This is a genomic window from Candidatus Symbiopectobacterium sp. NZEC127, assembly GCF_025962675.1.
In the GTDB taxonomy this organism is placed as follows: domain Bacteria; phylum Pseudomonadota; class Gammaproteobacteria; order Enterobacterales; family Enterobacteriaceae; genus Symbiopectobacterium.
Genome location: NZ_JAGFPG010000001.1, coordinates 1,644,942 through 1,667,371, shown reverse-complemented (window position 1 = coordinate 1,667,371; position 22,430 = coordinate 1,644,942). Strand labels below are relative to the sequence as shown.

Annotated in this window: 22 protein-coding genes and 2 tRNA genes; 10 read left to right on the top strand and 14 right to left on the bottom strand. The window is 52.9% G+C overall.

Features of this window, described 5'->3' with window-relative positions; all coding sequences use genetic code 11:
- Positions 1-63: 63 nt before the first annotated feature.
- Entirely contained in the window at positions 64-1,299 is a 1,236-nt protein-coding gene (locus J5069_RS07745; RefSeq protein WP_264643273.1) for an MFS transporter, read from the bottom strand.
- 623 nt (positions 1,300-1,922) lie between these two features.
- Here J5069_RS07745 and J5069_RS07740 point away from each other — a divergent pair.
- Positions 1,923-2,822 (top strand): LysR family transcriptional regulator, encoded by a 900-nt coding sequence (locus J5069_RS07740; protein ID WP_264643272.1) that lies wholly within the window; start codon positions 1,923-1,925, stop codon positions 2,820-2,822.
- Positions 2,823-2,862: 40 nt separating this feature from the next.
- Here J5069_RS07740 and J5069_RS07735 read toward each other — a convergent pair whose 3' ends face one another.
- The 3 genes from J5069_RS07735 to J5069_RS07725 form a co-directional block, all read right to left on the bottom strand.
- The gene (locus tag J5069_RS07735; RefSeq protein ID WP_264643271.1) at positions 2,863-4,110 is read right to left on the bottom strand and encodes an MFS transporter; all 1,248 of its coding nucleotides are present in this window, start codon (positions 4,108-4,110) and stop codon (positions 2,863-2,865) included.
- Between the two features lie 458 nt (positions 4,111-4,568).
- Positions 4,569-5,084 carry a shikimate kinase AroL gene (aroL, locus tag J5069_RS07730; RefSeq protein WP_264643270.1) on the bottom strand — a complete coding sequence of 172 codons (516 nt, stop codon included), beginning with the start codon at positions 5,082-5,084 and terminating at the stop codon, positions 4,569-4,571.
- 9 nt (positions 5,085-5,093) lie between these two features.
- Positions 5,094-5,450 (bottom strand): YdiL family protein, encoded by a 357-nt coding sequence (locus J5069_RS07725; protein ID WP_264643768.1) that lies wholly within the window; start codon positions 5,448-5,450, stop codon positions 5,094-5,096.
- Between the two features lie 220 nt (positions 5,451-5,670).
- Between J5069_RS07725 and J5069_RS07720 the strand changes: the two genes are divergently transcribed.
- The 9 genes from J5069_RS07720 to J5069_RS07680 all read left to right on the top strand — a co-directional run bounded on the left by J5069_RS07720 (position 5,671) and on the right by J5069_RS07680 (position 18,458).
- Positions 5,671-6,960: a nitrate regulatory protein gene (locus tag J5069_RS07720; RefSeq protein WP_264643269.1), complete on the top strand. Its 1,290-nt coding sequence runs from the start codon at positions 5,671-5,673 to the stop codon at positions 6,958-6,960.
- Between the two features lie 440 nt (positions 6,961-7,400).
- Positions 7,401-8,663, top strand: a complete 1,263-nt coding sequence (locus J5069_RS07715; RefSeq protein ID WP_264643268.1) for a CmpA/NrtA family ABC transporter substrate-binding protein — start codon at positions 7,401-7,403, stop codon at positions 8,661-8,663.
- 2 nt (positions 8,664-8,665) lie between these two features.
- Positions 8,666-9,595 carry a nitrate ABC transporter permease gene (gene ntrB / locus J5069_RS07710; RefSeq protein WP_264643267.1) on the top strand — a complete coding sequence of 310 codons (930 nt, stop codon included), beginning with the start codon at positions 8,666-8,668 and terminating at the stop codon, positions 9,593-9,595.
- Positions 9,596-9,607: 12 nt separating this feature from the next.
- Positions 9,608-10,402, top strand: coding sequence for an ABC transporter ATP-binding protein (locus J5069_RS07705; RefSeq protein ID WP_264643266.1), 795 nt, complete (start codon positions 9,608-9,610; stop codon positions 10,400-10,402).
- A gap of 15 nt (positions 10,403-10,417) precedes the next feature.
- On the top strand, positions 10,418-14,545 hold the full coding sequence (gene nirB, locus J5069_RS07700) for a nitrite reductase large subunit NirB (protein WP_264643265.1): 4,128 nt from the start codon (positions 10,418-10,420) through the stop codon (positions 14,543-14,545).
- Positions 14,542-17,208 (top strand): nitrate reductase, encoded by a 2,667-nt coding sequence (locus J5069_RS07695; RefSeq protein ID WP_264643264.1) that lies wholly within the window; start codon positions 14,542-14,544, stop codon positions 17,206-17,208. The genes nirB and J5069_RS07695 overlap by 4 nt, the downstream gene beginning before the upstream one ends.
- 17 nt (positions 17,209-17,225) lie before the next feature.
- Positions 17,226-18,080 (top strand): uroporphyrinogen-III C-methyltransferase, encoded by an 855-nt coding sequence (gene cobA, locus J5069_RS07690; RefSeq protein WP_264643263.1) that lies wholly within the window; start codon positions 17,226-17,228, stop codon positions 18,078-18,080.
- Between the two features lie 211 nt (positions 18,081-18,291).
- A tRNA-Cys gene (locus tag J5069_RS07685) sits at positions 18,292-18,365 on the top strand.
- 6 nt (positions 18,366-18,371) lie between these two features.
- Positions 18,372-18,458: transfer RNA gene (locus J5069_RS07680), tRNA-Leu, on the top strand.
- 115 nt (positions 18,459-18,573) lie between these two features.
- Here the strand turns inward: J5069_RS07680 and J5069_RS07675 are convergent.
- From J5069_RS07675 to J5069_RS07630, 10 genes are read right to left on the bottom strand one after another with little or no spacing between them, the layout of a single operon-like run.
- Positions 18,574-19,584, bottom strand: coding sequence for a tyrosine-type recombinase/integrase (locus tag J5069_RS07675; protein WP_264643262.1), 1,011 nt, complete (start codon positions 19,582-19,584; stop codon positions 18,574-18,576).
- On the bottom strand, positions 19,584-19,817 hold the full coding sequence (locus J5069_RS07670) for a DUF4224 domain-containing protein (RefSeq protein WP_264643261.1): 234 nt from the start codon (positions 19,815-19,817) through the stop codon (positions 19,584-19,586). The genes J5069_RS07675 and J5069_RS07670 overlap by 1 nt, the downstream gene beginning before the upstream one ends.
- Positions 19,810-20,052: a hypothetical protein gene (locus J5069_RS07665; RefSeq protein ID WP_264643260.1), complete on the bottom strand. Its 243-nt coding sequence runs from the start codon at positions 20,050-20,052 to the stop codon at positions 19,810-19,812. Before J5069_RS07665 ends, J5069_RS07670 begins: the two co-directional genes overlap by 8 nt.
- Positions 20,042-20,398 (bottom strand): hypothetical protein, encoded by a 357-nt coding sequence (locus J5069_RS07660; RefSeq protein WP_264643259.1) that lies wholly within the window; start codon positions 20,396-20,398, stop codon positions 20,042-20,044. Before J5069_RS07660 ends, J5069_RS07665 begins: the two co-directional genes overlap by 11 nt.
- Positions 20,382-20,804, bottom strand: coding sequence for a hypothetical protein (locus J5069_RS07655; RefSeq protein WP_264643258.1), 423 nt, complete (start codon positions 20,802-20,804; stop codon positions 20,382-20,384). Before J5069_RS07655 ends, J5069_RS07660 begins: the two co-directional genes overlap by 17 nt.
- Positions 20,801-21,022 (bottom strand): hypothetical protein, encoded by a 222-nt coding sequence (locus J5069_RS07650; RefSeq protein WP_264643257.1) that lies wholly within the window; start codon positions 21,020-21,022, stop codon positions 20,801-20,803. The genes J5069_RS07655 and J5069_RS07650 overlap by 4 nt, the downstream gene beginning before the upstream one ends.
- Positions 21,019-21,336, bottom strand: coding sequence for a hypothetical protein (locus J5069_RS07645; protein WP_264643256.1), 318 nt, complete (start codon positions 21,334-21,336; stop codon positions 21,019-21,021). The genes J5069_RS07650 and J5069_RS07645 overlap by 4 nt, the downstream gene beginning before the upstream one ends.
- The gene (locus J5069_RS07640) at positions 21,329-21,529 is read right to left on the bottom strand and encodes a hypothetical protein (protein ID WP_264643255.1); all 201 of its coding nucleotides are present in this window, start codon (positions 21,527-21,529) and stop codon (positions 21,329-21,331) included. The genes J5069_RS07645 and J5069_RS07640 overlap by 8 nt, the downstream gene beginning before the upstream one ends.
- Positions 21,519-21,989 (bottom strand): hypothetical protein, encoded by a 471-nt coding sequence (locus J5069_RS07635; RefSeq protein WP_264643254.1) that lies wholly within the window; start codon positions 21,987-21,989, stop codon positions 21,519-21,521. Before J5069_RS07635 ends, J5069_RS07640 begins: the two co-directional genes overlap by 11 nt.
- Positions 21,982-22,362 carry a hypothetical protein gene (locus J5069_RS07630; protein WP_264643253.1) on the bottom strand — a complete coding sequence of 127 codons (381 nt, stop codon included), beginning with the start codon at positions 22,360-22,362 and terminating at the stop codon, positions 21,982-21,984. Before J5069_RS07630 ends, J5069_RS07635 begins: the two co-directional genes overlap by 8 nt.
- Positions 22,363-22,430 lie beyond the last annotated feature (68 nt).

Below are 22,430 nucleotides of genomic sequence, written 5' to 3'. Positions count from 1 at the left end.
GCAAATTGTCGATTGCCGTTCTGTTCAGGTTTTGAAATCTATATTCACATTCTTGAGGCGGCGTTATTGAAAGAAACGTTCGCCGAACCGTAAATCGCTTTGCGGGATTTTGAACACTTTGTAGTAGCGAATAAAAACCAAGATGGCAGTAACAAAGGCCAACAGGGCAAAAGCGATATCCAGCAAAATAATGTATTGCAGACCGATTTTTGACAGATACCCCGTGATTAGCGGAATTAAGAAGTTAGCCAGACCGCCCATCATCATGTAAACGCTGGTGACTTTGGCTTTGCTTTTTGGGAAGAATTCGGACATCACAGAAACGCCGAGCTGCAATATCCCGCCTGCGGCTGAAAAGCCGATAACAAAGGCGCCCACATTACACACCAACGGTGACGGGTAGAGATAAATAATCGTGGCGGTAATCACCGAAACCCCGGTATTAAACACGTTGGCCCATACCGGACGCACCATGCTTTTCAACAGCAGGGCGAAAATAAATACGCACACCAGTGAACCCATGCTGTAATACGAGATGGTTTTCAGCGCATCGGCTTCTGCCATACCGGCAAATGCCATAGCATATTTGGGCATCCAGACCACAATGACATAAAAGGTAGAGAATGCGGCAACGCCAAAAATGATAGAGGCAACCCCTTCCAACCAGGCGAGCGGCTTGCTGTTCATCTGCGGTAATTCATTGGCAATGGAGGCATCCACCAACTGGCTGGGGAACTTGCTTTTCAGCAGCAGTAACGATACCAACACAAACAGCACGCCGGGGATGATCATCGCATAGCCATACCAGATGTGACTGAGCAGCAGGTAGCTGACCAGCATCGGATATAACATCTGCCCAAAGGAGATCATGGCTTTTAATAGAATGACGGCTGAACCTGATGTTTTGGGATAACACTCCATCAGTGCCGGATAGCCACCGGTATCCAGCGCCGCATTGGCAACGCCGACGCACACGGCCAGGGCGAAGGCGACAATCAGATTCGGGCTGGCGGGAATACCAAAGAAGAACAAAATATATAAACTGACACCCAGCAGGATGACAGAACGGCGGCCAAATTTGTCAGAGATGACGCCAAAGAAGAGAATACTGACTAATCGGCCTAAGCCAATGCCCGATATCAGGTACGCAATACCCGCATTGTCAGTACCAAATTTCTCCGCAAGGGATGTCATGTTTTGTGCCAGCGTAATAACGCTGACGCCATGTAAAAAATAACTGAGATAGATACCGACGACGGCTAATAAGAAGGGCGCATTGAAGGCCTTATTCTGGCTCATGCTTTTCTCCGCATTTCGTTAATGATTCTGCTTGTTGTTGATATTTTTTATAACCAGGGATAGCGGTTTTCGTTTTTCCTGACCTTTTGTATTTCAATAATGAGCGGTGCTGCGTGAGAGATGGTTTATTCTCGTTATGTAATGTATTAAATGCGGGGAATAATAAATACGTAATATGCCGTTTTAGTTGCCAACTTTATTGCTGTGCAATGTGAGAAAGGGGAGAGGGGGGATGTTGATGAAATGTTTTTATTTCACAAGTGCCCTACAATAACGCTATCTGGAAAAAGGCGGGTGTGCATCACATTGTGTTCACGAGCAGACACTATTTTGTGATCTCGCAGGCAGTATTATTTTCTCAATTTATCAGATGGCGTATATATGCTATAACGCAGTGTCATTCTTGTCTGATTTATGTTTTTACTCATTAACAATTGCGTTACGCAGCGCATTTTTGTTGCGCCGACAGGCGTACCGCTTATATTGCACAGCACCGAAACAATGTTGCATTAGCCCTGTTTGACGGGCAGTGGCAACGGTAAAAGCGGGATATGCTGGCAATAGGAACTCACCACTCTCACTGCGTGCGAATGATGCCGTGATACCTTGCCAAGAGGCTGGTTATGAATTTAAAACAGCTGCACTACTTTAAACGCCTGGCTGAAAAGCAGCATTACACTGAAGCGGCCTCGAGCCTGTTTATTACGCAGCCGTCGCTCAGCCACGCTATTGCAGAACTGGAGAAAGAGCTGGGGGTGATGCTGTTTGAAAAATCGGGCAGGAATGTACGCATTACCCATGCGGGCAAGCTTTTTTTACCCTATGTGGACAATGCGTTACTGGAACTGGAGAATGGCCGTCTGGCGCTGCGTCAGATGTGCGGCCCACAGGATGACGTGATCAGTCTGGCATTTATCTACACCATGGGTGAAACCGTGGTGCCGCGCCTGGTCGATCGTTTTGTCCATCAACCGGGTAATGACAACAAGCGCTTCTGTTTTTATCAGGGCACCACGTCAGCGCTGGTGGACGACCTGAAAGCGGATAAATACGATATGGCTATCTGTTCGCTCGTCGCGGATGAGAATGAAATAGAGTTTTTGCCGCTGATAAGCCAGGAACTGGTGCTGGTGACCTCATGCCAACACCCGTTGGCTCAGCAAGCGCAGGAAGATATCTCACTGGAAGAGGCGATTTCCTATCCGTTTATCTTCTTTTCGCCGAAAAGCGGGCTGAGTCAGTTTATCGATAAGATGTTTATGCAGAAAAAACTGATCCCGGAAATTGCCTGCTACGTTGAAGAAGATACGGCAATGGTGGGATTGGTCAGCGTCAACTACGGCATTGCCGTGATGCCGCGTATCAGCACGCTCTCACGCTCGGATCTGCATGTGATGCGCATCCGCGATCCCGGCCCAACCCGTTATATCTATCTGGCTACGCGTAAAGACAAAATGCTGTCAGCGGCGGCTCAGGGGTTTAAAAAATTTGTCTTTACCGCCTGCCAGACCCTGCAATTTTAGCGTTTGATGCTACTGTGCCCAAGGGCACAGCGGAGCGGTATCAGGATGGACGACGCAGCGCATCGTCAACCTGAAGTTCATCCTCGGTAAGAAGGTTGTCGCGCGTTTTCCGATTACGGTAGCCGATAAACAACGCCAGCAAGAAACCGACGGCAGCAATCCCGGTATCAAACCACATAATGCTGGCAATGCTGGTTTGTGAAAGTCTGGCAGTGATGAGCGGGATCGTGAAGGTGGCGATGCTGCCTGCGCTGTAGTAAATCGCGGTGGCCTTGCCTTTGGCGTGGGGAAACCGTACTGCCATCAGCGTTAGCCCCAGTTGTAGCACGCCCCCCGCAGCGGAGAAGCCAATCACGAAAGAAAACACCATAACGGTGTTCGGGCTGGGATACAGGCACACACCCAGCAGGGCCACGAAAGAGATAAACGTGTAGAGCATCAACAGTGATGTCGAACTGACAGTTTTTCTCACTAACACAGCGGAGATCACCACACAGAGCAGAGAGCCAACGGTGTAGATACTGAGCAGTTTGATTGACATGGTGTAGCTCATGCCCGCCACAAACTGGCCGTATTGCGCCAGCCATTGGCTGATAAGGTAAAACGTTGCCATGGCGATGTAGCCATACAGCGTATAGCTGGTGAGATCCACCAACGAGCAGGCGTGTTGTGTGGTCGTGCGTGTCACAGGAACGTCGGCAGCCAGGGGTTTCTGTGCCGCTTTTCCCGGATGTGCCGGGAATGGATAACGGAACAGGCAAATGCCATTGAGCAGCATGATGCCCGCCGCGATGATAAACGACCAACCAAACCACAGGTCTGCCCATACCAACAGGCTGATGATCATCGGCAGGAGAAACTGTCCGCTGGAGACAAAGGCTTTAATGAGAATGTTAGCGGTGCTGGGGGAAGAGGGGAACGCTTCCATCAGTGACGGGTAGGTGCCGGAATCGAGGAAGCTGTTTGCCATCCCGGCGAGAAAGCCAAAGCAATAGGCGGCAGCAATGCTGTGCGAGCCGAGAATGCCAACGAAAAAGCCGAGATAACATACCATCCCCAGATACACGAACGGCTTACGGCCAAAACGGTCGGACAACATCCCCGCCAGCAGCAGCAAGCTCAGTCTGCCAATGCCCAGCGATGAAATCACCACGGACACCCCTGCGGCGTCGGTCTGCCACTGTTGCTCCAGATGCGGCATGTTCAGGCTGATTAATATCACGCCCATGCCATGCACCAGATAATTGAGATATAATCCGAAGGCGGTTGGTATATATTTGTTTTTCATAGTTAGCCTTGTGAGAAAAACGCCTGAGTGAAAAAGGAAACTCTGTCGTTTTCCTGCCCTGATGCATAATACCAGTCTTATCTTGGTGTCCTGTCGTGTTCAATTGACATAACCTACAGATTTACGGCCGGTTTTTAAGATGTTTTAATGCTAACAATCCCTTCGGGAAATGAATAATTCCTTTTTTTTTATTAATTCATAGATTGTCTCTATCGGCAAACCCGATAAATGTTATTGATGTTAATTTTTATGCTGAAAACCCCGATATACCTTTCTATTTACTCAATGAAAAAGATACGGATATGTAACACCAGGCAGACGATGCGCTATTGATTAATTTCTCTTGAGGGTAATGGTGATTTTCTCCCGCGTAATAAAGTGGTTGATTTGTGATTTATCTCTCAATAGAGAGTTCGGGCGTGATGAAAATAGATTTTTGTTTATCATTTTGCTACCGATTATAACGGAACGCAGAGCGCGTAAATTTGTTGTAATACCTCGGTCTTATCTTTATTGGCATCAATGACGTAATGTGCACTTTCCTGATAAAGCGGATCGCGTTCTTTAATAATTCCGGTGATTTCTTCAGTAATAGACAGGCCGGTGAGTGAGGGGCGCTGACTGACCGCTGGGTTTGATTTCAGTCGAGCCACCACGGTATCGGCAGAGGTGGCAAGGTAAAACACCATGCCGTTATTTTTCATATAATGACGGTTTTTTTCCGATATCACCATCCCGCCGCCCGTTGCTACCACGGCATCACCCAACATAACGTCTTTGAGAATCTGACTTTCGATTTCGCGAAAATGATCCCAGCCTTGCTCATCCACGATTTGCGCGATGGTTTTATTCGTTTGTTTTTGCACTACATCGTCAGTGTCTATAAAATGCCGGTGCAGCTGGGCTGCCAGCATTTTGCCCACCGTCGTTTTACCGGATGCACGCGGGCCGACTAAAATAATCGAATGAGTCATTTATTATCCTTAACATAACCGTTCCAGGTTGTGCGCGTAAAGTTCAGCGGCAACAGATTGGTATATTTTCCACTCAATATAATCACCTTCGGTATAGACGGTGCGAAAGTCAGCATAATCCGGAAAAAACCGCATGGTATTATTCCCGATGCGATTATTGATTTTTTCGATGATGGCATTGAGCCGCTGCTTGCGTTTTTTATTCATCAGCGCCAGCGTATCAATAACGTCTGTGGGTATCGGCTGTGAGCCACTTTCCCATAAACGCCAGCTTTCGCTTTCAGCGCCGTTGGCAATATAGGTGGCCGCTTCCTCAATATTCATAAAAAAGAGTTGACGTAAGGCTTGTAGCTCTAAATGGTTCATCATAATACCACTCCACAACGCAACGAATTATCCTGTCAGTAAATAACATTATTGCCTATTTACCGGCTTGATTGCTGTCACACTATTCTGTGCAACATTGTTTATTTGCAGTGTGATACAGGTTGGCTCGATCTTTGCAATACTCGATCTTTGCAATAAATTGTCTCACCGCTGTGATAGCAGTGTGTTTGATGAGAAGGCCTGTGCGCGGAGTAATCTGATGGTAGCGAACCCTGAAACCACCCTGCAATTTTTGATGACCTCGCGGCAGTGTGAACTGAACAGCCTGCGCTGCCTGCTGCAAAGCGGTGAGTTGGTTGGCAAAATAAGCCAACTGGTGCATATGCTGCAACGGGAGCGCGGAACCTCGAACCTGTTTTTGTGTGCGCAACAGAGCGTGGCGCCTGACGAGCTGAGATTGCGCGAGCAGGATGTCGGTGTGGCACAAGCGCAGGTGATGGCCCATCTGCTGCAACTCGAACAACGCACCGATTTGCTGCCTCAGGCGAGTCGACTGTTCAGCCGGGCGGCGAGTGTGGTTTACAGCCTCAGTTTGCTGCCGGCATTACGCCAAAAGCTACGGCAGCGCAGTCTGTCTCAGCCAGACGTGATGACTGCCTTCAACGATACCATTCGTCACCTGCTGGCGCTGGTTTTTGAGGTGTCTGATACCGCCGCAGAGCCGGGCATTGCCCGGGCGCTGATTGCCATGTTCAGCTTTATGCAGGGCAAAGAGTTTGCCGGACAAGAGCGCGCGCTAGGTGCGGCAGCCTTTGCCACCGGCGCATTTACCCCGGATCGCCAGCAGGCGTTGCTGGATTTGATTGAACGGCAAGAACGGTGTTTCGATACCTTTGTCGATTTTGCCGATGATGACAACAAGGCTCGCTGGCAGCAACTGGGCACCGATCGCGAGTTTGAGCGCTTGCGGCGTATTGCCTGCACGCGCACGGCAGCGGGCGCGATAAATGCAGGGGAAAGCATGCGCTGGTTCGCACTGGCGACGGCGCGTATCGATGGGATGAAACGCCTGGAAGATGCCCTGGAGCACACGTTGATGGCGCTGTGCCAGCAGCGTATCGCGGCCGCAGAAGCGGCCTGCCGCGATCAGGCCGCCAGCGTTGAAAGCTTGCTTGAACAGCAACAGGACCATGCGCATGGTTATTCGGTGTTTATGCCGGGTGAAGAGATGGCGACCTCACAGAGTGCAGCCCAGTGGATCAGCAGCGATGGGGTGTGTCCGCAGTTGGGGCGCTCTTTGCTATCGTTGGTGCAGACGCAATCACGTCGATTGCAACGCCTCGATAGCGCACTGACCGAGATGCGCGCTTCCTTAACCGAGCGCAAGCAAATCGACCGTGCCAAAGGCATGCTGATGCAGCATCGCGGCATGACGGAGGATGAAGCCTATAAAACGCTGCGCAGTCTGGCGATGAGTCAAAATAAAAAGCTGGTGGAGATTGCCACTGCCATGTTGGCGGTGGCCGATGTGTTCCAAAGTCCTCCCTGACGCCGTCGTCAGCGGCTTTATATGCACACTAATCGTGCGTGCGTTGCCAGATTAGTGTGCAATCCTGTGCGTCATATTTCAGCTTATAGAGCGATTGGCTGCTCGCTGGCAATGGCCTTGCCGTTAGCGTTGTGAAGGTTATCTCCCTGCAAGTTATGGTGTTAACGCTGTTTCAGCGCACACTATTTGCAGTTTTTTTTGTGTTAAACCGATGTTGGTATGGTTGTTGCTTTTAACTTCGTGCAGCGATGAATCATTGCGAAACCTCGGGGATCGCAACGGATTCGTACAGTAAACATGATTAAGTGCTCCTCTTCTGCCAACGGCGGTAGCTGGGGAACACGGGCAAAGGCGTCCATCAGCATGCGTTCGCGCATGGCTTATGGACGCCTTTTTTGTTTTTTACAGTCCTACCGGCTGTTGACGTAAGGGTCGCGTTGATGAGTGAGACGAAAAACAACACATCATTTTCCCGCCGCCAGTTTCTCGCGGGAAGTGCCGCACTCGGCGGAAGTTTTTTATTACCGGGGTTGATGAATAGCGTTTGGGCGGCCGGTTCTGACGCACCGGAGAAAACCACGATCCGCGTAGGTTTTATCCCTCTGACCGATTGCGCTTCGGTAGTGATGGCCGCAGAAAAAGGGTTCGATAAAAAATACGGTATCAGCATCGTGCCGAGTAAAGAGGCGAGCTGGGCTGCCGTGCGAGACAAACTGGTCTCCGGCGAGCTGGATGCCGCGCATATTCTCTACGGCCAGGTTTACGGCTTGCAGCTTGGGCTGGCGGGTCCACAGCACGATATGGCGGTGCTGATGACCCTGAATCAGAACGGGCAGGGCATTACGCTGGCGAATGCACTGCGTGATGCCGGTGTGACCGATGGGACGTCACTGAAGCAATTTATCGCCGCCAGTCCGGCGGGCACACACACTTTTGCGCACACCTTTCCCACCGGTACGCATGCCATGTGGCTTTACTACTGGCTGGCCGCGTCGGGTATCCATCCGTTTAACGATATCCGCACCGTGGTGGTGCCACCGCCGCAGATGGTGATGAACATGAAGATTGGCAACATGGTGGGCTGCTGCGTGGGTGAGCCCTGGAACCAGCGTGCCATCAGCGAAGGGATCGGTTTTACTGCCGCGACGTCGCAAGAGGTCTGGCCCGATCATCCCGAGAAAGTATTAGGCACTCGCGCCGCCTGGGTCGATGAAAATCCGCACAGCGCCCGTGCGCTGACGGCCGCGGTGCTGGAGGCCGGGCGCTGGATTGATGCTTCCGATGACAATCGGCGTGAAACGGCTGCCGTTATTGCCGGACGCGCCTACGTCAATACCAAGGCGGAGCAGATCGTCGAGCGTATTCAGGGCAATTACGACAACGGCTTGGGTAAGCGTTGGAAAGACGATCACGCCATGCGCTTCTACCGCGACGGAGCGGTGAATTATCCCTATCTCTCTGACGGTATGTGGTTTCTGACCCAGCACCGGCGCTGGGGGTTGCTCGATAGCGATCCGGATTATCTGGCGATAGCCAAAAAAATCAACCGTACCGAACTCTACAAGCAGGCTGCCAGCAGCGTGGGCAATGTGCCGCTGCCGGGCAGCGACATGCGCAGCAGTACGCTCATCGACGGCATTCGCTGGGATGGCAGCGATCCGGTGGGATACGCCAACGGTTTTAGTGTGAATAAGCGAGGCTAGCCATGAAAGTTCAGGCACAGGTTGTTCCTATTGTGGCACAGGTTGTGGAAACCGAGCCTCACAGCGCGCAGGTGCTCTCACTCCCGGAGACCGCTCGCCCCATAACATCGTCGCCCCCGGTTTCCGCGCCAGCATCACGGACGCCTCGTTGGCCGGTTCAGGCCAGGCGTCTGGCGCAGGCGATATTGCCGGCACTGTTGGGCATCGTACTGCTGCTCGGCGTGTGGCAAGTGGCCGCGCTCAATAGTGAAGGATTCCCGACGCCGTGGCAGACGGCGCAATCAGCCGCCGTGCTGTTCGCCGATCCTTTTTATGTCGCGGGCCCTAACGATCAGGGCATTGGCTGGAACGTATTGGCCTCTTTGAAACGCGTCGCTATCGGGTTTGGGCTGGCCGCACTGGTGGGGATCCCCACCGGGTTTATGATTGGCCGCTTTCGTTTTCTCGCTGGCATGCTCAACCCGGTTATCGCACTGCTGCGCCCGGTCAGCCCGCTTGCCTGGTTGCCGATCGGTTTGCTGCTGTTTCAGCGCGCAGAACCCGCTTCTAGTTGGACCATTTTTATCTGTTCGATTTGGCCCATGATCCTCAACACGGCAGAAGGTGTGCGCCGTATTCCTCAGGATTACCTGAACGTCGCGCGCGTGCTCAACCTCTCCGAATGGAACCTGATGTGGAAAATCCTGTTTCCTGCCGTGCTGCCCCATGTGTTAACCGGCGTGCGCCTGTCTATCGGTATTGCCTGGCTGGTGATCGTTGCCGCCGAGATGCTGACCGGGGGCATTGGCATCGGTTTTTGGATCTGGAACGAGTGGAACAACCTGAACGTGGAAAACATTTTGATCGCTATTCTGGTTATCGGCGTTGTGGGGTTGCTGCTGGAGCAGGGGCTGATGTTGCTGGCAAAACGTTTTAGTTACGACAACCAATAAGAGGATATCGCCATGTCATCAACGCCAATTATCCAAGTCCAACAGGTGAGCCAGCGCTTTTCGACCGCCAGCGGCGAGTTTCTGGCCCTGGACAACGTCAGCTTTGATATTCAGGCCGGTGAAACCCTCAGCCTGATTGGTCACTCAGGCTGTGGCAAATCCACCTTGCTCAACCTGATCGCCGGATTAACTGCGCCAAGTGACGGCGGATTGCTGTGTGATAACCGCGAAATCACCGGGCCGGGACCGGAGCGGGCCGTGGTGTTTCAGAATCACTCACTGCTGCCGTGGCTTACCACCTACCAGAATGTAGAGCTAGCGGTTGATCAGGTGCTGCGTCGCGCCATGAGCAAAGCGGAACGCCATGACTGGATTTTGCACAACCTTGATCTGGTGCATATGAGTCACGCCAGCGACAAGCGACCTAACGAGATTTCCGGCGGCATGAAGCAGCGCGTTGGCATTGCACGCGCGCTGGCGATGAAACCCAAAGTGCTGCTGATGGATGAACCGTTTGGTGCGCTGGATGCGTTAACGCGCGCGCATTTGCAGGATGCCGTGATGGACATTCAGCAACGGCTTAACACCACGATTGTGTTGATCACGCACGATGTGGACGAAGCCGTGTTGCTGTCGGATCGGGTATTGATGATGACCAACGGTCCGGCGGCTACGGTGGGAGAGATCATGACCGTCGATCTGCCTCGTCCGCGATCTCGCGTCACGCTGGCAGACGATGCGCGCTACCACCAGTATCGCCAGCAGGTGCTCTATTTTCTGTATGAAAAACAGCCCAAAGCAGCCTGATAAGCGAGTAGCAGCATGAAGCGACTGGTGATTATCGGTAATGGCATGGCCAGCGCCCGGCTGGTGGAAAACCTGCTGCACGCCGCAGAGCCGTGTTTTCGGATCACGGTGTTCGGTGCTGAACCCTGCGCCAGCTATAACCGCATTATGCTCTCCCCGGTGCTGGGCGGCGAAAAATCCTTTACGGAGATCCTGTTGCCCGCAGTGGCACCCGAGCACGGTATTTGTTACCGCCTGGGGGAAGCCGTATACCACATTGATCGTGAACGGCGTTGTGTCGTCACGTCAGGCGGTGAAACCGGTTATGACCATCTGGTGATTGCCACCGGGGCGCGTCCGATGATGCCGCCGTGGCCCGGCGTTCACCTGGCGGGTGTCGTGGGGTTTCGCACCCTGCAAGATGTCGAAGCCATGCTTGCTGCGGTAAGTGCCAAGGTTCCCGTGGTGGTGATCGGTGGGGGATTGCTCGGCATTGAAGCGGCGGCAGCGCTGCGGCAGCGAGGGGCTCCGGTGACGCTAGTGCATCGTTCCTCGATCTTGATGGACCGACAACTGGATGCGACAGCCAGCGCGCTGCTGGTGCAGACGCTGCAAACACGGGGCATCCAGTGCCTCATGTCGACAGAGGTCGCCGCGCTGCGGGGAAACCCCCGTGTGGAACAGGTGCAGCTAACCGATGGCCGCTGCCTGTCTGCCGGGTTGGTGGTGGTGGCGACCGGCGTTCAGCCGGAGTGTGAACTGGCGCGTAACAGCGGTGTGCCCTGTGCGCGAGGCATTCTGGTCGATGGGCAGTTACGCACGCAGGATAGCGCGATCAGCGCGCTAGGCGAGTGCTGTGAGCTGCGGGGAGAAACGTTTGGGCTGGTTGCACCTTGTCTGGCGCAGGCTCAGGTATTGGCGCAGCGTTTAGCGGGACACCCCGTCGAGGATTATCACTCAGAAATGCTGGCAACGCGCCTCAAAGTCACCGGGATTGAGGTGGTCAGTGCCGGTGAGCTGACGCCGCAGACGGATGACGAGGTACACACGCTGTTTGATCCGCTGACGCTGCGTTATCGCCAACTGATTTTTCGCGCCGGACGCCTGCGTGGCGCGCTGCTGTTCGGTGATGCCGGGGACAGTGCACATCTGTTGTCGGTGATGAAGGCGGGGACAGCCCTTGAGCCTGCTCCTCTGCTATTTGGTCTCTCTTCCACGGCGGTTGAAGCCGTGCCGCAGTCTGCGAGGAGTCGTATGATGAGTAAACCTGTATTGATTGTTGTTGGCCACGGTATGGTCGGCCACCATTTTCTTGAGCAGTTGGTCGAGCGTGGTTTGCATCAGCAGTACCACATCATTGTTTTTGGCGAAGAGCGCTACCCTGCCTACGATCGGGTTCACCTGTCCGAATATTTTGCCGGACGCAGCGCTGACGATCTTTCTATGGTGTCAGCGGGTTTTTTTGAACGTCATGACATCGAACTGCGTACCCAGTGCGAAGTGACGGCCATCGATCGTCAGCGCCGCTGCGTAATCGATGTTCAGGGAAGAGAAACGCCTTATGACCAACTGGTGCTGGCAACAGGGTCGTATCCCTTTGTGCCGCCGCTGGCAGGCAGCGATCGTCTTGGATGCCTGGTGTATCGCACCCTGGACGATCTCGATGCGATTGCTGACTGTGCCGCGCAATCGCACAGTGGCGTGGTTATCGGCGGAGGGTTATTGGGGCTGGAAGCGGCCAATGCCCTGCGTCAACTGGGGCTGGAAACCCACGTGGTGGAATTCGCGCCGCGTTTGATGGCGGTGCAACTGGATGACGGCGGTGCCGCGATGCTGCGGCGCAAGATTGAGGCCTTGGGTGTGCAGGTGCATACCGGGAAAGCCACACAGGCGATTGTGGATGGTTCGGCGGCACGCCATCGCCTGTGCTTTGCCGATGGCAGTGAGCTGGAGAGCGATCTGGTGCTGTTCTCCGCAGGCATTCGTCCCCGTGACCAACTGGCCCGTGACGCGGGACTGGAGATCGGCGCGCGCGGCGGCATTGTGATTGACGATCTCGGGCAAACGTCTGACGCCAACATTTACGCCATTGGTGAATGCGCCTGCTGGAAACAGCAGGTATTTGGGCTGGTGGCACCCGGCTACCAGATGGCACGCAGCGTGGCGGCGAGCCTCGCCGGACAGAATCAACCCTTTACCGGTGCCGATATGAGCACCAAATTAAAACTGCTGGGCGTCGAGGTAGCGTCTATCGGTGATGCTCACGGCAAAACCGTGGGTAGCCGACACTATCAGTGGCATGATGGTCCACGTGAAGTCTATAAAAGCATGGTGGTGTCGCAGGACGGCAAGCACTTGCTGGGCGCGGTGTTGGTCGGTGACAGCAGCGACTACAGCACGCTGCTGCAAATGAAGCTCAACGACATGAGGCTACCCGCGCATCCAGAAACCCTTATTCTTCCCACGCACGAAGGCGCACCGGCGAAAGGGCTGGGCGTAGCCGCCTTGCCTGCAACCGCACAGATTTGCTCCTGCCATAATGTTACCAAAGCGGATATTTGTGCGGCAGTGGCGAGCGGTTGCCATGAGTTGGGGGCGATAAAAAGCGGTACCAAAGCGGGAACCGGCTGCGGTGGCTGCGTGGCGCTGGTAAAACAGGTCATGGAGCATGAGCTCACGCAATCTGGCGTTGAGGTTAAAAAGGACATCTGTGAGCACTTTGCTTACGATCGTCAGGCGTTATATCACTTGATTCGCGTCAATGACATCCACACCTTTGATGACCTGATTGCCAACTATGGGCAAGGGCGTGGCTGCGAAATATGTAAACCGCTGGTTGGCTCGATACTCGCTTCCTGCTGGAACGACTATCTGCTGCAACCGCAGCATCTGCCTTTGCAGGATACCAACGATCGTTTCTTTGCCAACATCCAGAAAGACGGCACCTACTCAGTGGTGCCGCGCATTCCCGCCGGAGAGATCACGCCCGAGGCGCTGATCGCCATTGGACAGGTGGCTCAGCGTTATCAGCTCTACACCAAGATAACCGGCGGTCAGCGAGTCGATCTGTTCGGGGCCAGGGTCGAACAGTTGCCTGCTATCTGGCAGGAATTGCTCGACGCCGGGTTTGAAACCGGTCACGCCTACGGCAAATCGCTGCGCACGGTGAAATCCTGTGTGGGATCAACCTGGTGCCGTTACGGTGTGCAGGATTCTACCGCTCTGGCTATCCGGTTGGAGAACCGTTACAAGGGATTGCGCGCCCCGCATAAGATCAAAATGGCCGTGTCCGGCTGTACGCGTGAATGCGCTGAAGCGCAGAGCAAAGACATTGGCGTAATTGCTACGGATAAGGGCTGGAATCTCTACGTCTGCGGTAACGGCGGCATGAAACCGCGCCATGCGGATTTATTTGCCAGTGATTTGGATACTGACACCGTGATCCGCTTTATCGACCGGTTGTTGATGTTTTACATCCGAACCGGCGATCGCCTGCAACGCACCAGCACCTGGATGGATAATCTGGAAGGCGGTATCGACTACCTGCGCGAGGTTGTCATTGATGACGTGCTGGGCGTTGCCGACACGCTGGAAAGTGACATGCAACGGGTGGTGGAGAGTTATCAATGCGAATGGCGCACCACGCTGGAAAGCCCCGATCGTCTGGCGCTGTTTCGTGGCTTTATCAATAGCGATGTGCCCGATGAAGGTGTGGTGCAGATTGCTGAGCGCGGACAACCTCGCCCCGCACCGCGCGATGCACTGCCGATACCTACAGCTGAAGCGACGTTGACCACAGAAGGCTGGACCTGCGTCGGCACCGTGGCGGATATTCCACCCAACGCCGGCATGGCGGCACGTGTGGGGGAACAGCAAATCGCCCTGTTCCATCTGGCGGGGTCGGTGCCACACATCTATGCGCTGGACAACCATGAACCGGGGAGCGCGGTCAACGTGCTGTATCGCGGTATTGTTGGCGATGTTGACGGTGAACCTGTGGTTATTTCGCCGCTCTATAAACAACGCATTCGGCTTGAAGATGGCATCAGTCCTGATAATGACTGCCTGCGGGTTCGCGCCTGGCCGGTGAAAGTCGAACAGGGAAAAATCTGGGTGGCACATCGCGCCATGGCATCGTTTTCGCCTGTCGCGGAGGCATCATGAACACCTGCCGCACCACGTGCCCCTACTGCGGCGTAGGCTGTGGTGTGCTGGCGGAGGTGACAGCCGAAGGGCAGGTTGCCATCAGCGGTGACAAAGCGCACCCGGCGAACTTTGGGCGGTTGTGCGTCAAAGGTGCGGCGCTGGGTGATACGCTCGATCTGGCGGGCCGTCTGCTGTGGCCGATGGTCGACGGCAAACGCGTTGCCTGGGATAACGCGCTGGATAAGGTGGCGAATGAGTTGCGTGCCATTATCGATCAATACGGTCCGCAGGCGGTGGCGTTTTACGGATCAGGCCAACTGTTGACCGAAGACTACTATGTGGCCAACAAACTGATGAAGGGATTTATCGGCAGCGCCAACATGGATACCAACTCTCGGTTGTGTATGGCATCGGCGGTGATGGGTTACAAACGCGCCTTTGGCGCGGATGCGGTGCCGTGCAGTTACGAGGACATCGAACGAGCGGACATGGTGGTGTTGGTGGGGTCCAACACCGCCTGGGCTCATCCGGTGGTGTATCAACGTCTGTTACAGGCGAAGCAACAGCGGCCCGCACTGCGCATTGTGGTTATCGATCCGCGTCGAACGGCAACCTGCGATATTGCCGATTTGCATTTGCCACTGCGTCCCGGCAGCGATGCGGGGTTGTTCAATGGATTATTGCGTTATCTGGCACAGCACGATCGGCGCGGCCATCTCGACCTGACCGACGGCGAGACGGCGTTAGATCATGCACAGCGCTGGACACTGGAACAGACCGCCGATTTTTGCGCGTTGTCACAGCAAGAGATTACGCTGTTTTACCGCTGGTTCGCCGACACGGATAACGTGGTGACGGTCTATTCGCAGGGGATCAATCAATCGTCTTCCGGCAGTGATAAATGCAATGCCATCATCAATGCCCACCTTTTTAGCGGCAAGCTGGGGTATCCCGGCAGTGGACCGTTTTCGATAACCGGTCAACCGAATGCGATGGGGGGACGGGAAGTCGGGGGTCTTGCCAACCAACTGGCAGCGCAGATGGGGTTTACGCCGCAGGATATCGATCGCGTTGGACGTTTCTGGGGAACAACCCGTGTGGCCCAACACCCTGGGTTAAACGCGGTTCCGCTCTTTCAGGCGATTGAACAAGGCGAAGTGAAAGCGGTATGGATTATGGGGACCAACCCGGTGGTCTCATTACCGGATGCCGATCGGGCGCGGCGTGCTCTACAGCGCTGCCCGCTGGTGATCGTCTCAGATGTTATGCGCCATACCGACACCACGGCATGCGCGCGCGTGCTGCTGCCCGCATTGGCGTGGGGAGAAAAGGACGGCACCGTGACTAACTCAGAGCGGCGTATTTCGCGCCAGCGGGCTTTTCTGCCATCGCCCGGTGAAGCGCGCGCGGATTGGTGGATACTCACCCAGGTTGCACAGCGCCTGGGTTTCACCGCCGCATTTCCCTATACCCATCCGGCACAGATTTTTCGCGAACATGCAGCGCTGTCTGGTTTTGAGAATCACGGTACGCGTGCGTTTGATATCAGCGCATTGGCAACATTAAGCGATGCGCAATGGCACGCGTTAGCGCCGGTTCAATGGCCGGTCACCGCGGATGCAACTCAAGGAACCGCGCGATTATTCAGTGAGGGGCGATGCTGGCACCCTGATGGGCGAGCGCGGTTGATCCCTATTGTACCCAGCCTGCCTGCCGCAGCCCCCGACCGTCAATATCCATTGATACTCAATACTGGGCGTATTCGCGATCAGTGGCACACCATGACGCGAACGGGAAAAGCCGCCCGTTTGCTGCGTCACCTGAGTGAACCCTATTGTGAGATGCACCCGCAGGATGCTGCCGACAACGGTATACACGCCGGTGAGATTGTGCGATTGAGCTCAGCGCACGGATGGATGTTAGCCAAGGCGCAGTTGGACAGCGGGCAACAGCGTGGCAGCGTTTTTGTTCCGATGCATTGGAATCAACAGTTTAGTGGACAAGCTCGCGTAGGGAGCCTGATTGCGCCAGTAACCGATCCCCATTCAGGACAACCGGAAAGTAAACACGCGCGAATACGCATCCAGCCGTGGGCCACACGCTGGTTTGGCGAAATTTTCCTGCTGGGGGAACAGCCTCCGCCTCCCTGTGGTTACTGGAGCAAAATCACGGCAACGGGTATCAGTCATTATCGTATGGCAGAGCGTGAGCCTTTCGGTGACGGTTGGCAATGGCTGGCGCGTTACACCGCATCGATGGCGAGCACCTTTCAGCAACTGACCTATCAATGGGCACAGAGTGGCGATGGGTTGTTCTATGCCGTTGGTTGGCAAGGTCAGCAGGCTGTGATGGCGTTTTACGCACAACGCGAACCGCTGGTGCTAGCAAGCGCAGTGATCTATGAGACGCTTTTGAATGACGATTTACCGCTTGCGGAGCGCAGCCGAATTTTACTGTCTGGCGGCGCCTGCACTGAACAAGATGCAATGGGCGCCACCGTATGCAGCTGTTTTGGTGTAGGGGAGGGGGCGATTATGCAGGCAATACGCGGTGGCTGCCAGACGGCGGCAGCGTTAGGCACTCAGCTCAAATGCGGCACCAACTGCGGTTCCTGTATTCCTGAGCTTAAAGCATTGATACGACAACACGGTGAAACCATCGCCTTACAGCACGCTGGATAACGGGGTAAAGGTAACAGATGAAAAAAGTAACGAAAAACTGCCCGATTCCGGCAGGAGAGGCCGTTAATCCTGGCGATGTTTGGCTGGTGGGCGCTGGCCCTGGCGATGCCGAGCTGTTAACGATCAAGGCATTGCGTGTGATCCAGCAGGCCGATGTTATCGTGCACGATCGCTTGGTTTCCGAGCAGATTATGACACTGATACCTGCGACGACACTGTGTATTGACGTTGGCAAATGCCGTGGACGTCACCCACTGTCGCAAACCCAGATCAACCAACTGCTGGCGGAGTTGGCGCAAGCGCAGCAGCGAGTGGTGCGTCTGAAAGGCGGTGATCCGTTTATTTTTGGACGCGGCGGAGAAGAGATGAACTTCTTGCAGCAACAGGGTATTCGCTGCTGTATTGTGCCGGGTATCACGGCGGCTACAGGGTGCGCTGCCGCAGTCGGATTGCCGCTGACACACCGCGATTGTGCGCAGTCTGTGCGTTTTATTACCGGACATAGCCGAGAGGGAGAACCCGCACTTGATTGGCCGATGCTGGCGCGAGGCGAACAGACGTTAGTGTTCTATATGGGATTGAGCCATGCCAATCGACTTTCTCAGCAACTGATTGCGCATGGTATGGCAGGCACCACGCCGTTAGCGATTATTGAGCGTGGCACTCAGCCACAACAACGGCTACTGACCGCAACCTTGGCGACATTACCGAGACTGCTGGCGCAGTATCAACCTCAGTCGCCAGGTTTATTGGTGGTGGGCGATGTTGTACGTTTTTGTCGTTACCCGGCATTGACGCTGACTCAGGATGATGACATTGCTATGCAGTGGACTGATGAATTTGTGCCGACTAAACAACCATTTTGCTGTTAAATACAGCGAGAGTTGTAAATAATGGGCTGCCGTGGTGAGCTTTTGAGCGTTCGGTTTTATCCCGGCGACAAAGGGCTTGCCATCAGCACGTAACCAGTCCATAATAGCGTCCATTCCTGAAACGGAAATGAAAAAATCTTATTTAATCAATAAGTTATAAGTGAAAACTTGTTGATATGACCAGAAGTATCAGGTCAATAGGCAGAATAAAGGCGCGTTGGCAGAGTGGCCATGCAGCGGATTGCAAATCCGCCCACCTCGGTTCGACTCCGGGACGCGCCTCCAATTTTCGCCCGGGTGGTGAAATCGGTAGACACAAGGGATTTAAAATCCCTCGGCGTACGCGCTGTGCGGGTTCAAGTCCCGCCCCGGGCACCATCGATTTAAGATAATAAAAACAATTAGTTATAAATATTATTACGCCACCGCAAGGTGGTTTTTTTGTTTTTTATCTGTCATTTCATAATATACCTTCATAATATTAATGCTTCCGTTACTGCCCACCGACTACGGGAACAATCGAAATTTTTCGATCATATCGCGCGGTTTGTTCTACGTTCTTATGCCCTGAAATGGCTTGTTTTTCGTAGAGATTGCCCTTTAGGTCAGAAATTCCCTTCGCCTTTAGATCGTGAAAAGTAAAATCAAAACTTAGTGTCGGAAATCTCTCTTTAGCCTCCTGTTTTGCCTTTCTCCAGCGGCTGTTAAATCCGTCCCTTGAATACTTACTGCCGGATGGCTGATGTATGATGTATAGGCTGCTCATCCCTGGGGTATTAGGGAGCGATTCAGAAATACCTATAGCTGCCTGAAGTCGCGGGCTCCATCCTTTTATCTGTGCTACCGAGGTTTTACTCTGCTTGATCAGAATACCATCTGGCACCAGTTGACTTTTTTTCATATCGAGAACGTCATTCTGCCGGGCGCAGCAAAGGTAAGCCAGCTCCATAGCAACCCTTACAACGTCTGGAGCAATTGAATAAAGCGCCTGGTATTCATCATCAGTGATATAACGCTCACGACTCGTTTCTTTGTATTGGCGGACACCTTTGGTCGGGTTTCCTTTCACCAGACCCCGCTCATAGGCCCAACGGTAAACGCGGGACATGAAAGCCTTTTCCCTGTTTGCCTGGGTACGGCTTTTAGTGCCACGTTTATCCATATACCTACGAACATGCTCAGGCTTGATTGAGTCCGAGGGCATCTGACCAAATACTGCTAGGATTTTTTGCGAATATTTCCTGTAATCTTTTTGTGTTTCAATTGCCAATTCAACAAAATCACCTGACTTGAAAAAACGTTCAACTAGCCCAGAGAGTAATGAATCATCAGGTCGGTCATTAATGAGCGCCTCCCAGGCTGTCCACACCTGCGCCTGAGTACAAGTTTTGTCACATAAGCGGATATTCCCACCGCCCTTGGGGTGATACTCATATGCCGACCGCCCGATATACACCCTTGGGGGCATCCAGGTATCATCCTTGTTTTTTCGTGCTCTTGGCATCAGTCCAGCGCTCCGAAGTTTGGTTGAAAGTTGTCATCGCATGGCGTTTTATGTCGATGCGACAACGGGTCGTTGAAGTGCGCCCACGTTGTACTTGGGCGACCATCTCTACGAGTTACAAAGAATATCCCAGCATCACGCAGGGATTCACATTGCTTTGACGGAATTTTATAACCGGTCAACATTTCAATGTCTTCATCCGAGATGATACCGCTTTCGGTTTTATTAGGCACCGTTCACCTCCGCATCCCCACAACTTGCACCGTATGCAATTCGCCCCGCGTGGGTCAAAACATAATGTTCCCACGTCATCAGGCCGAATGGTGATTGTTCACTCTCTTTCCGGTACTCCAATAGCCCATCAGCAACAAGTTTAGCTACCAGATTTGATTTTGACTGGAAAGCCACGCCACGGATCTCGCAGGTAAATACCTTCTCAAGTACAGACAATTCTTTTTTATTCGCCATGGCTAACCTCCGCCTTTAGCTTTGCTCGATGTACGCAGGCCAGAAATGCCGCTTTTGGAAAATACCGCTTCATTTCATCAATCAGATATTCGTTATGATGGTGGCGGTTTGCCTCGACAGCTTCTTTTTCCCGTTGGCGCAGGATCGCCAATTTGTCGCAGATGGCTCGGCGCACTTTTCCGCATTTTTTCTTCGCTATACCAGCCCGGAAGCGCCAAGCATCATCACGATCCCTGCCAAGTTCTAACTGAATAGCGATATCACCAATGCTTTGGTTGATGCTTGATAGGGCAATCAGCAGCTCTCCGATCGTGTTCAAGCTTTCTACATCAATGCGATTTTTCACTTTCGCCTCCCATTAACTTACGGGCGACATCTGGGCCAAGCTCTTGCACCATGTCACCGAATTGATCCAGCAGGCAGTTGAACCAGTGAATCCCGCCGTGCGTTAACTTTGTTGGTTGTCCCCAATAAGCGAGAAAACTTTCATGCTTCACCGCATCCTCGTGAGCTGTATCCAATATCGTCATGTACCAGTTGAAGCGGCGTTCCATTGAGTACCCGGAATCTTCAAGGTGGGTATCAATAAACCCCTGTAGCGCAATCGAACAGATAGCTATATCCCCGTAACGATGGCGGTAGATCGCACGGCGATGCATGGCAACCTGGTGAATAAGAAACGCCTCACAAGTCCATTCCAGAGCTAGCTGGTGCTGCTCTTCAAGCGTTCCGGCTATATTGGGTGTGTTCATATTGCCGCCTCCCGTACAACCGTCTTATATGCCCGTAACATTTCCGTTGATGGACCAGAAATAACCGACTTCATGAGAAACAAGCCCGATCGCACCACTTTGACATTTGCCGCAAATAGAACGGCATCTATCACCCGATTGTGCTTGCGGAACTCAAAGACGGTGCTGGTGATAGTGATCGTGGCTATAGCCCCTTTGTCCTGGTAATCAACTTTCATGCCCGCACCTTTAATTCTTTGTTGTAGCGCTGGTGGCTCATCACTTCCCAATGATGGCCGCCATCCTTCGATAACAGCCGCCAGCGGTGGCCGATACGCAGGGAAAGAAAGCCATGCTGATATGTGTGCCGAGGATATATAGATCCCCGCTGTAAACGGTTAAGAACCTGCATAGCCCGGCTATAGATACGCAGCGGTACGCGATGCCCGGTTAGGGTTACGACACCACGCTTGCTGGCACGCCGAACCACCTCGCGTGCTTTGTCGGTTGGCATATTTAATGTTGTTTGCATGGTCGAGATCTGCTTAAGCATTGTTTTTCTCCCGCTCAGCTAATTCGTCTGATAACCAGCAAAAAACATTTCCACTTAAGCGAGCCAGTAAACCAGCGATTGCGCTAACTTCATTGCTTTCAAGCCGGTTCGGGTAATGTTTAAGCAGGTTGGCTATAACCTCTGCTTGTTCGGCTCGCTCCATTGCTTGCTCTAGCGTTATTTCATGAGACATGATTTGTCTCCTTCTCGTTTTCTATTTCCTTGGCGTATTTTTCGGTGGCTTGGTTATATCCATATAGCCCCTTATTAGCCAAGTTCAATAATTCATCCTCGGTTTGTTTTGGATTGATATGTTTTGAAGTTGAAATAAGTATCTCTTCAATCTGGCAAAAGAAACCGACAATTTGCCCTTGTAGGCTATCGCTTATCGAGGACTCATCATCTAAAAGCATATCAAGAGCTATACGCTGAAGGATTCCACCAGAAAATTGAGCGTGGTTTTTCAAATGCAGGAGGTAAATAAGGGCTAAATCTTTTCCTGTTTCACATCCTCCGCCATATCCTCCCATTTCTGGTACCGCCCAAAAACCACCCCTTAACTCTCCGCGTTTAGCTTTTTTAAAAAAAGGAAGTCGTTGGTTGGGGCTAGTAGCTTTACGATTAAATGTCAACGGCGATTTTATTTTAGGCATTCCCCACCTCCAGAACATTAGCGCCGTTATTGTCGATAGCATCAGTTACAGCAGCCAAAATAATTTCACTCATCACCTCGACGCCGAGAGGCGTTAACTTGCTACCGTCTTTATTTTGCATGTTGATGTAGAGCGTTTTTATCTGGCTGGTGGCTGCGTCAAGTCCAAACTCTTCTACTCCTGCATTCTCGATATACTTCACCATGCAGGCATTAACGTTATTCTCTGAAACCTCCACGGTGGTTTTACTACCGTTCTCAAGTTTCATGATTGCCATGCTGCTACCATAATGGCGCTGGCAAAAATCCACGTATAAACGTGATATTCGTTTGCGTTCAAATTCAATTTGGCTGAATGGTTTGTTATTTTTCACAATTAACACTCCACAGATTTTAGAGTAGGGGATTCCCCAGCGCTGGCGCTGTAATTAAAATTGATTAA

Excerpts from the sequence above, each read along its gene's own strand:
- cobA (WP_264643263.1), top strand. The coding sequence starts at position 17,226 with ATGAAAAAAGTAACGAAAAACTGCCCGATTCCGGCAGGAGAGGCCGTT.
- J5069_RS07655 (WP_264643258.1), bottom strand. The coding sequence starts at position 20,804 with ATGAACACACCCAATATAGCCGGAACGCTTGAAGAGCAGCACCAGCTA.
- J5069_RS07740 (WP_264643272.1), top strand. The coding sequence starts at position 1,923 with ATGAATTTAAAACAGCTGCACTACTTTAAACGCCTGGCTGAAAAGCAG.
- J5069_RS07715 (WP_264643268.1), top strand. The coding sequence starts at position 7,401 with ATGAGTGAGACGAAAAACAACACATCATTTTCCCGCCGCCAGTTTCTC.
- J5069_RS07725 (WP_264643768.1), bottom strand. The coding sequence starts at position 5,450 with ATGAACCATTTAGAGCTACAAGCCTTACGTCAACTCTTTTTTATGAAT.
- aroL (WP_264643270.1), bottom strand. The coding sequence starts at position 5,084 with ATGACTCATTCGATTATTTTAGTCGGCCCGCGTGCATCCGGTAAAACG.
- J5069_RS07720 (WP_264643269.1), top strand. The coding sequence starts at position 5,671 with ATGGTAGCGAACCCTGAAACCACCCTGCAATTTTTGATGACCTCGCGG.
- ntrB (WP_264643267.1), top strand. The coding sequence starts at position 8,666 with ATGAAAGTTCAGGCACAGGTTGTTCCTATTGTGGCACAGGTTGTGGAA.
- J5069_RS07645 (WP_264643256.1), bottom strand. The coding sequence starts at position 21,336 with ATGCTTAAGCAGATCTCGACCATGCAAACAACATTAAATATGCCAACC.
- nirB (WP_264643265.1), top strand. The coding sequence starts at position 10,418 with ATGAAGCGACTGGTGATTATCGGTAATGGCATGGCCAGCGCCCGGCTG.
- J5069_RS07640 (WP_264643255.1), bottom strand. The coding sequence starts at position 21,529 with ATGTCTCATGAAATAACGCTAGAGCAAGCAATGGAGCGAGCCGAACAA.
- J5069_RS07705 (WP_264643266.1), top strand. The coding sequence starts at position 9,608 with ATGTCATCAACGCCAATTATCCAAGTCCAACAGGTGAGCCAGCGCTTT.
- J5069_RS07635 (WP_264643254.1), bottom strand. The coding sequence starts at position 21,989 with ATGCCTAAAATAAAATCGCCGTTGACATTTAATCGTAAAGCTACTAGC.
- J5069_RS07675 (WP_264643262.1), bottom strand. The coding sequence starts at position 19,584 with ATGCCAAGAGCACGAAAAAACAAGGATGATACCTGGATGCCCCCAAGG.
- J5069_RS07735 (WP_264643271.1), bottom strand. The coding sequence starts at position 4,110 with ATGAAAAACAAATATATACCAACCGCCTTCGGATTATATCTCAATTAT.
- J5069_RS07665 (WP_264643260.1), bottom strand. The coding sequence starts at position 20,052 with ATGGCGAATAAAAAAGAATTGTCTGTACTTGAGAAGGTATTTACCTGC.
- J5069_RS07650 (WP_264643257.1), bottom strand. The coding sequence starts at position 21,022 with ATGAAAGTTGATTACCAGGACAAAGGGGCTATAGCCACGATCACTATC.
- J5069_RS07695 (WP_264643264.1), top strand. The coding sequence starts at position 14,542 with ATGAACACCTGCCGCACCACGTGCCCCTACTGCGGCGTAGGCTGTGGT.
- J5069_RS07745 (WP_264643273.1), bottom strand. The coding sequence starts at position 1,299 with ATGAGCCAGAATAAGGCCTTCAATGCGCCCTTCTTATTAGCCGTCGTC.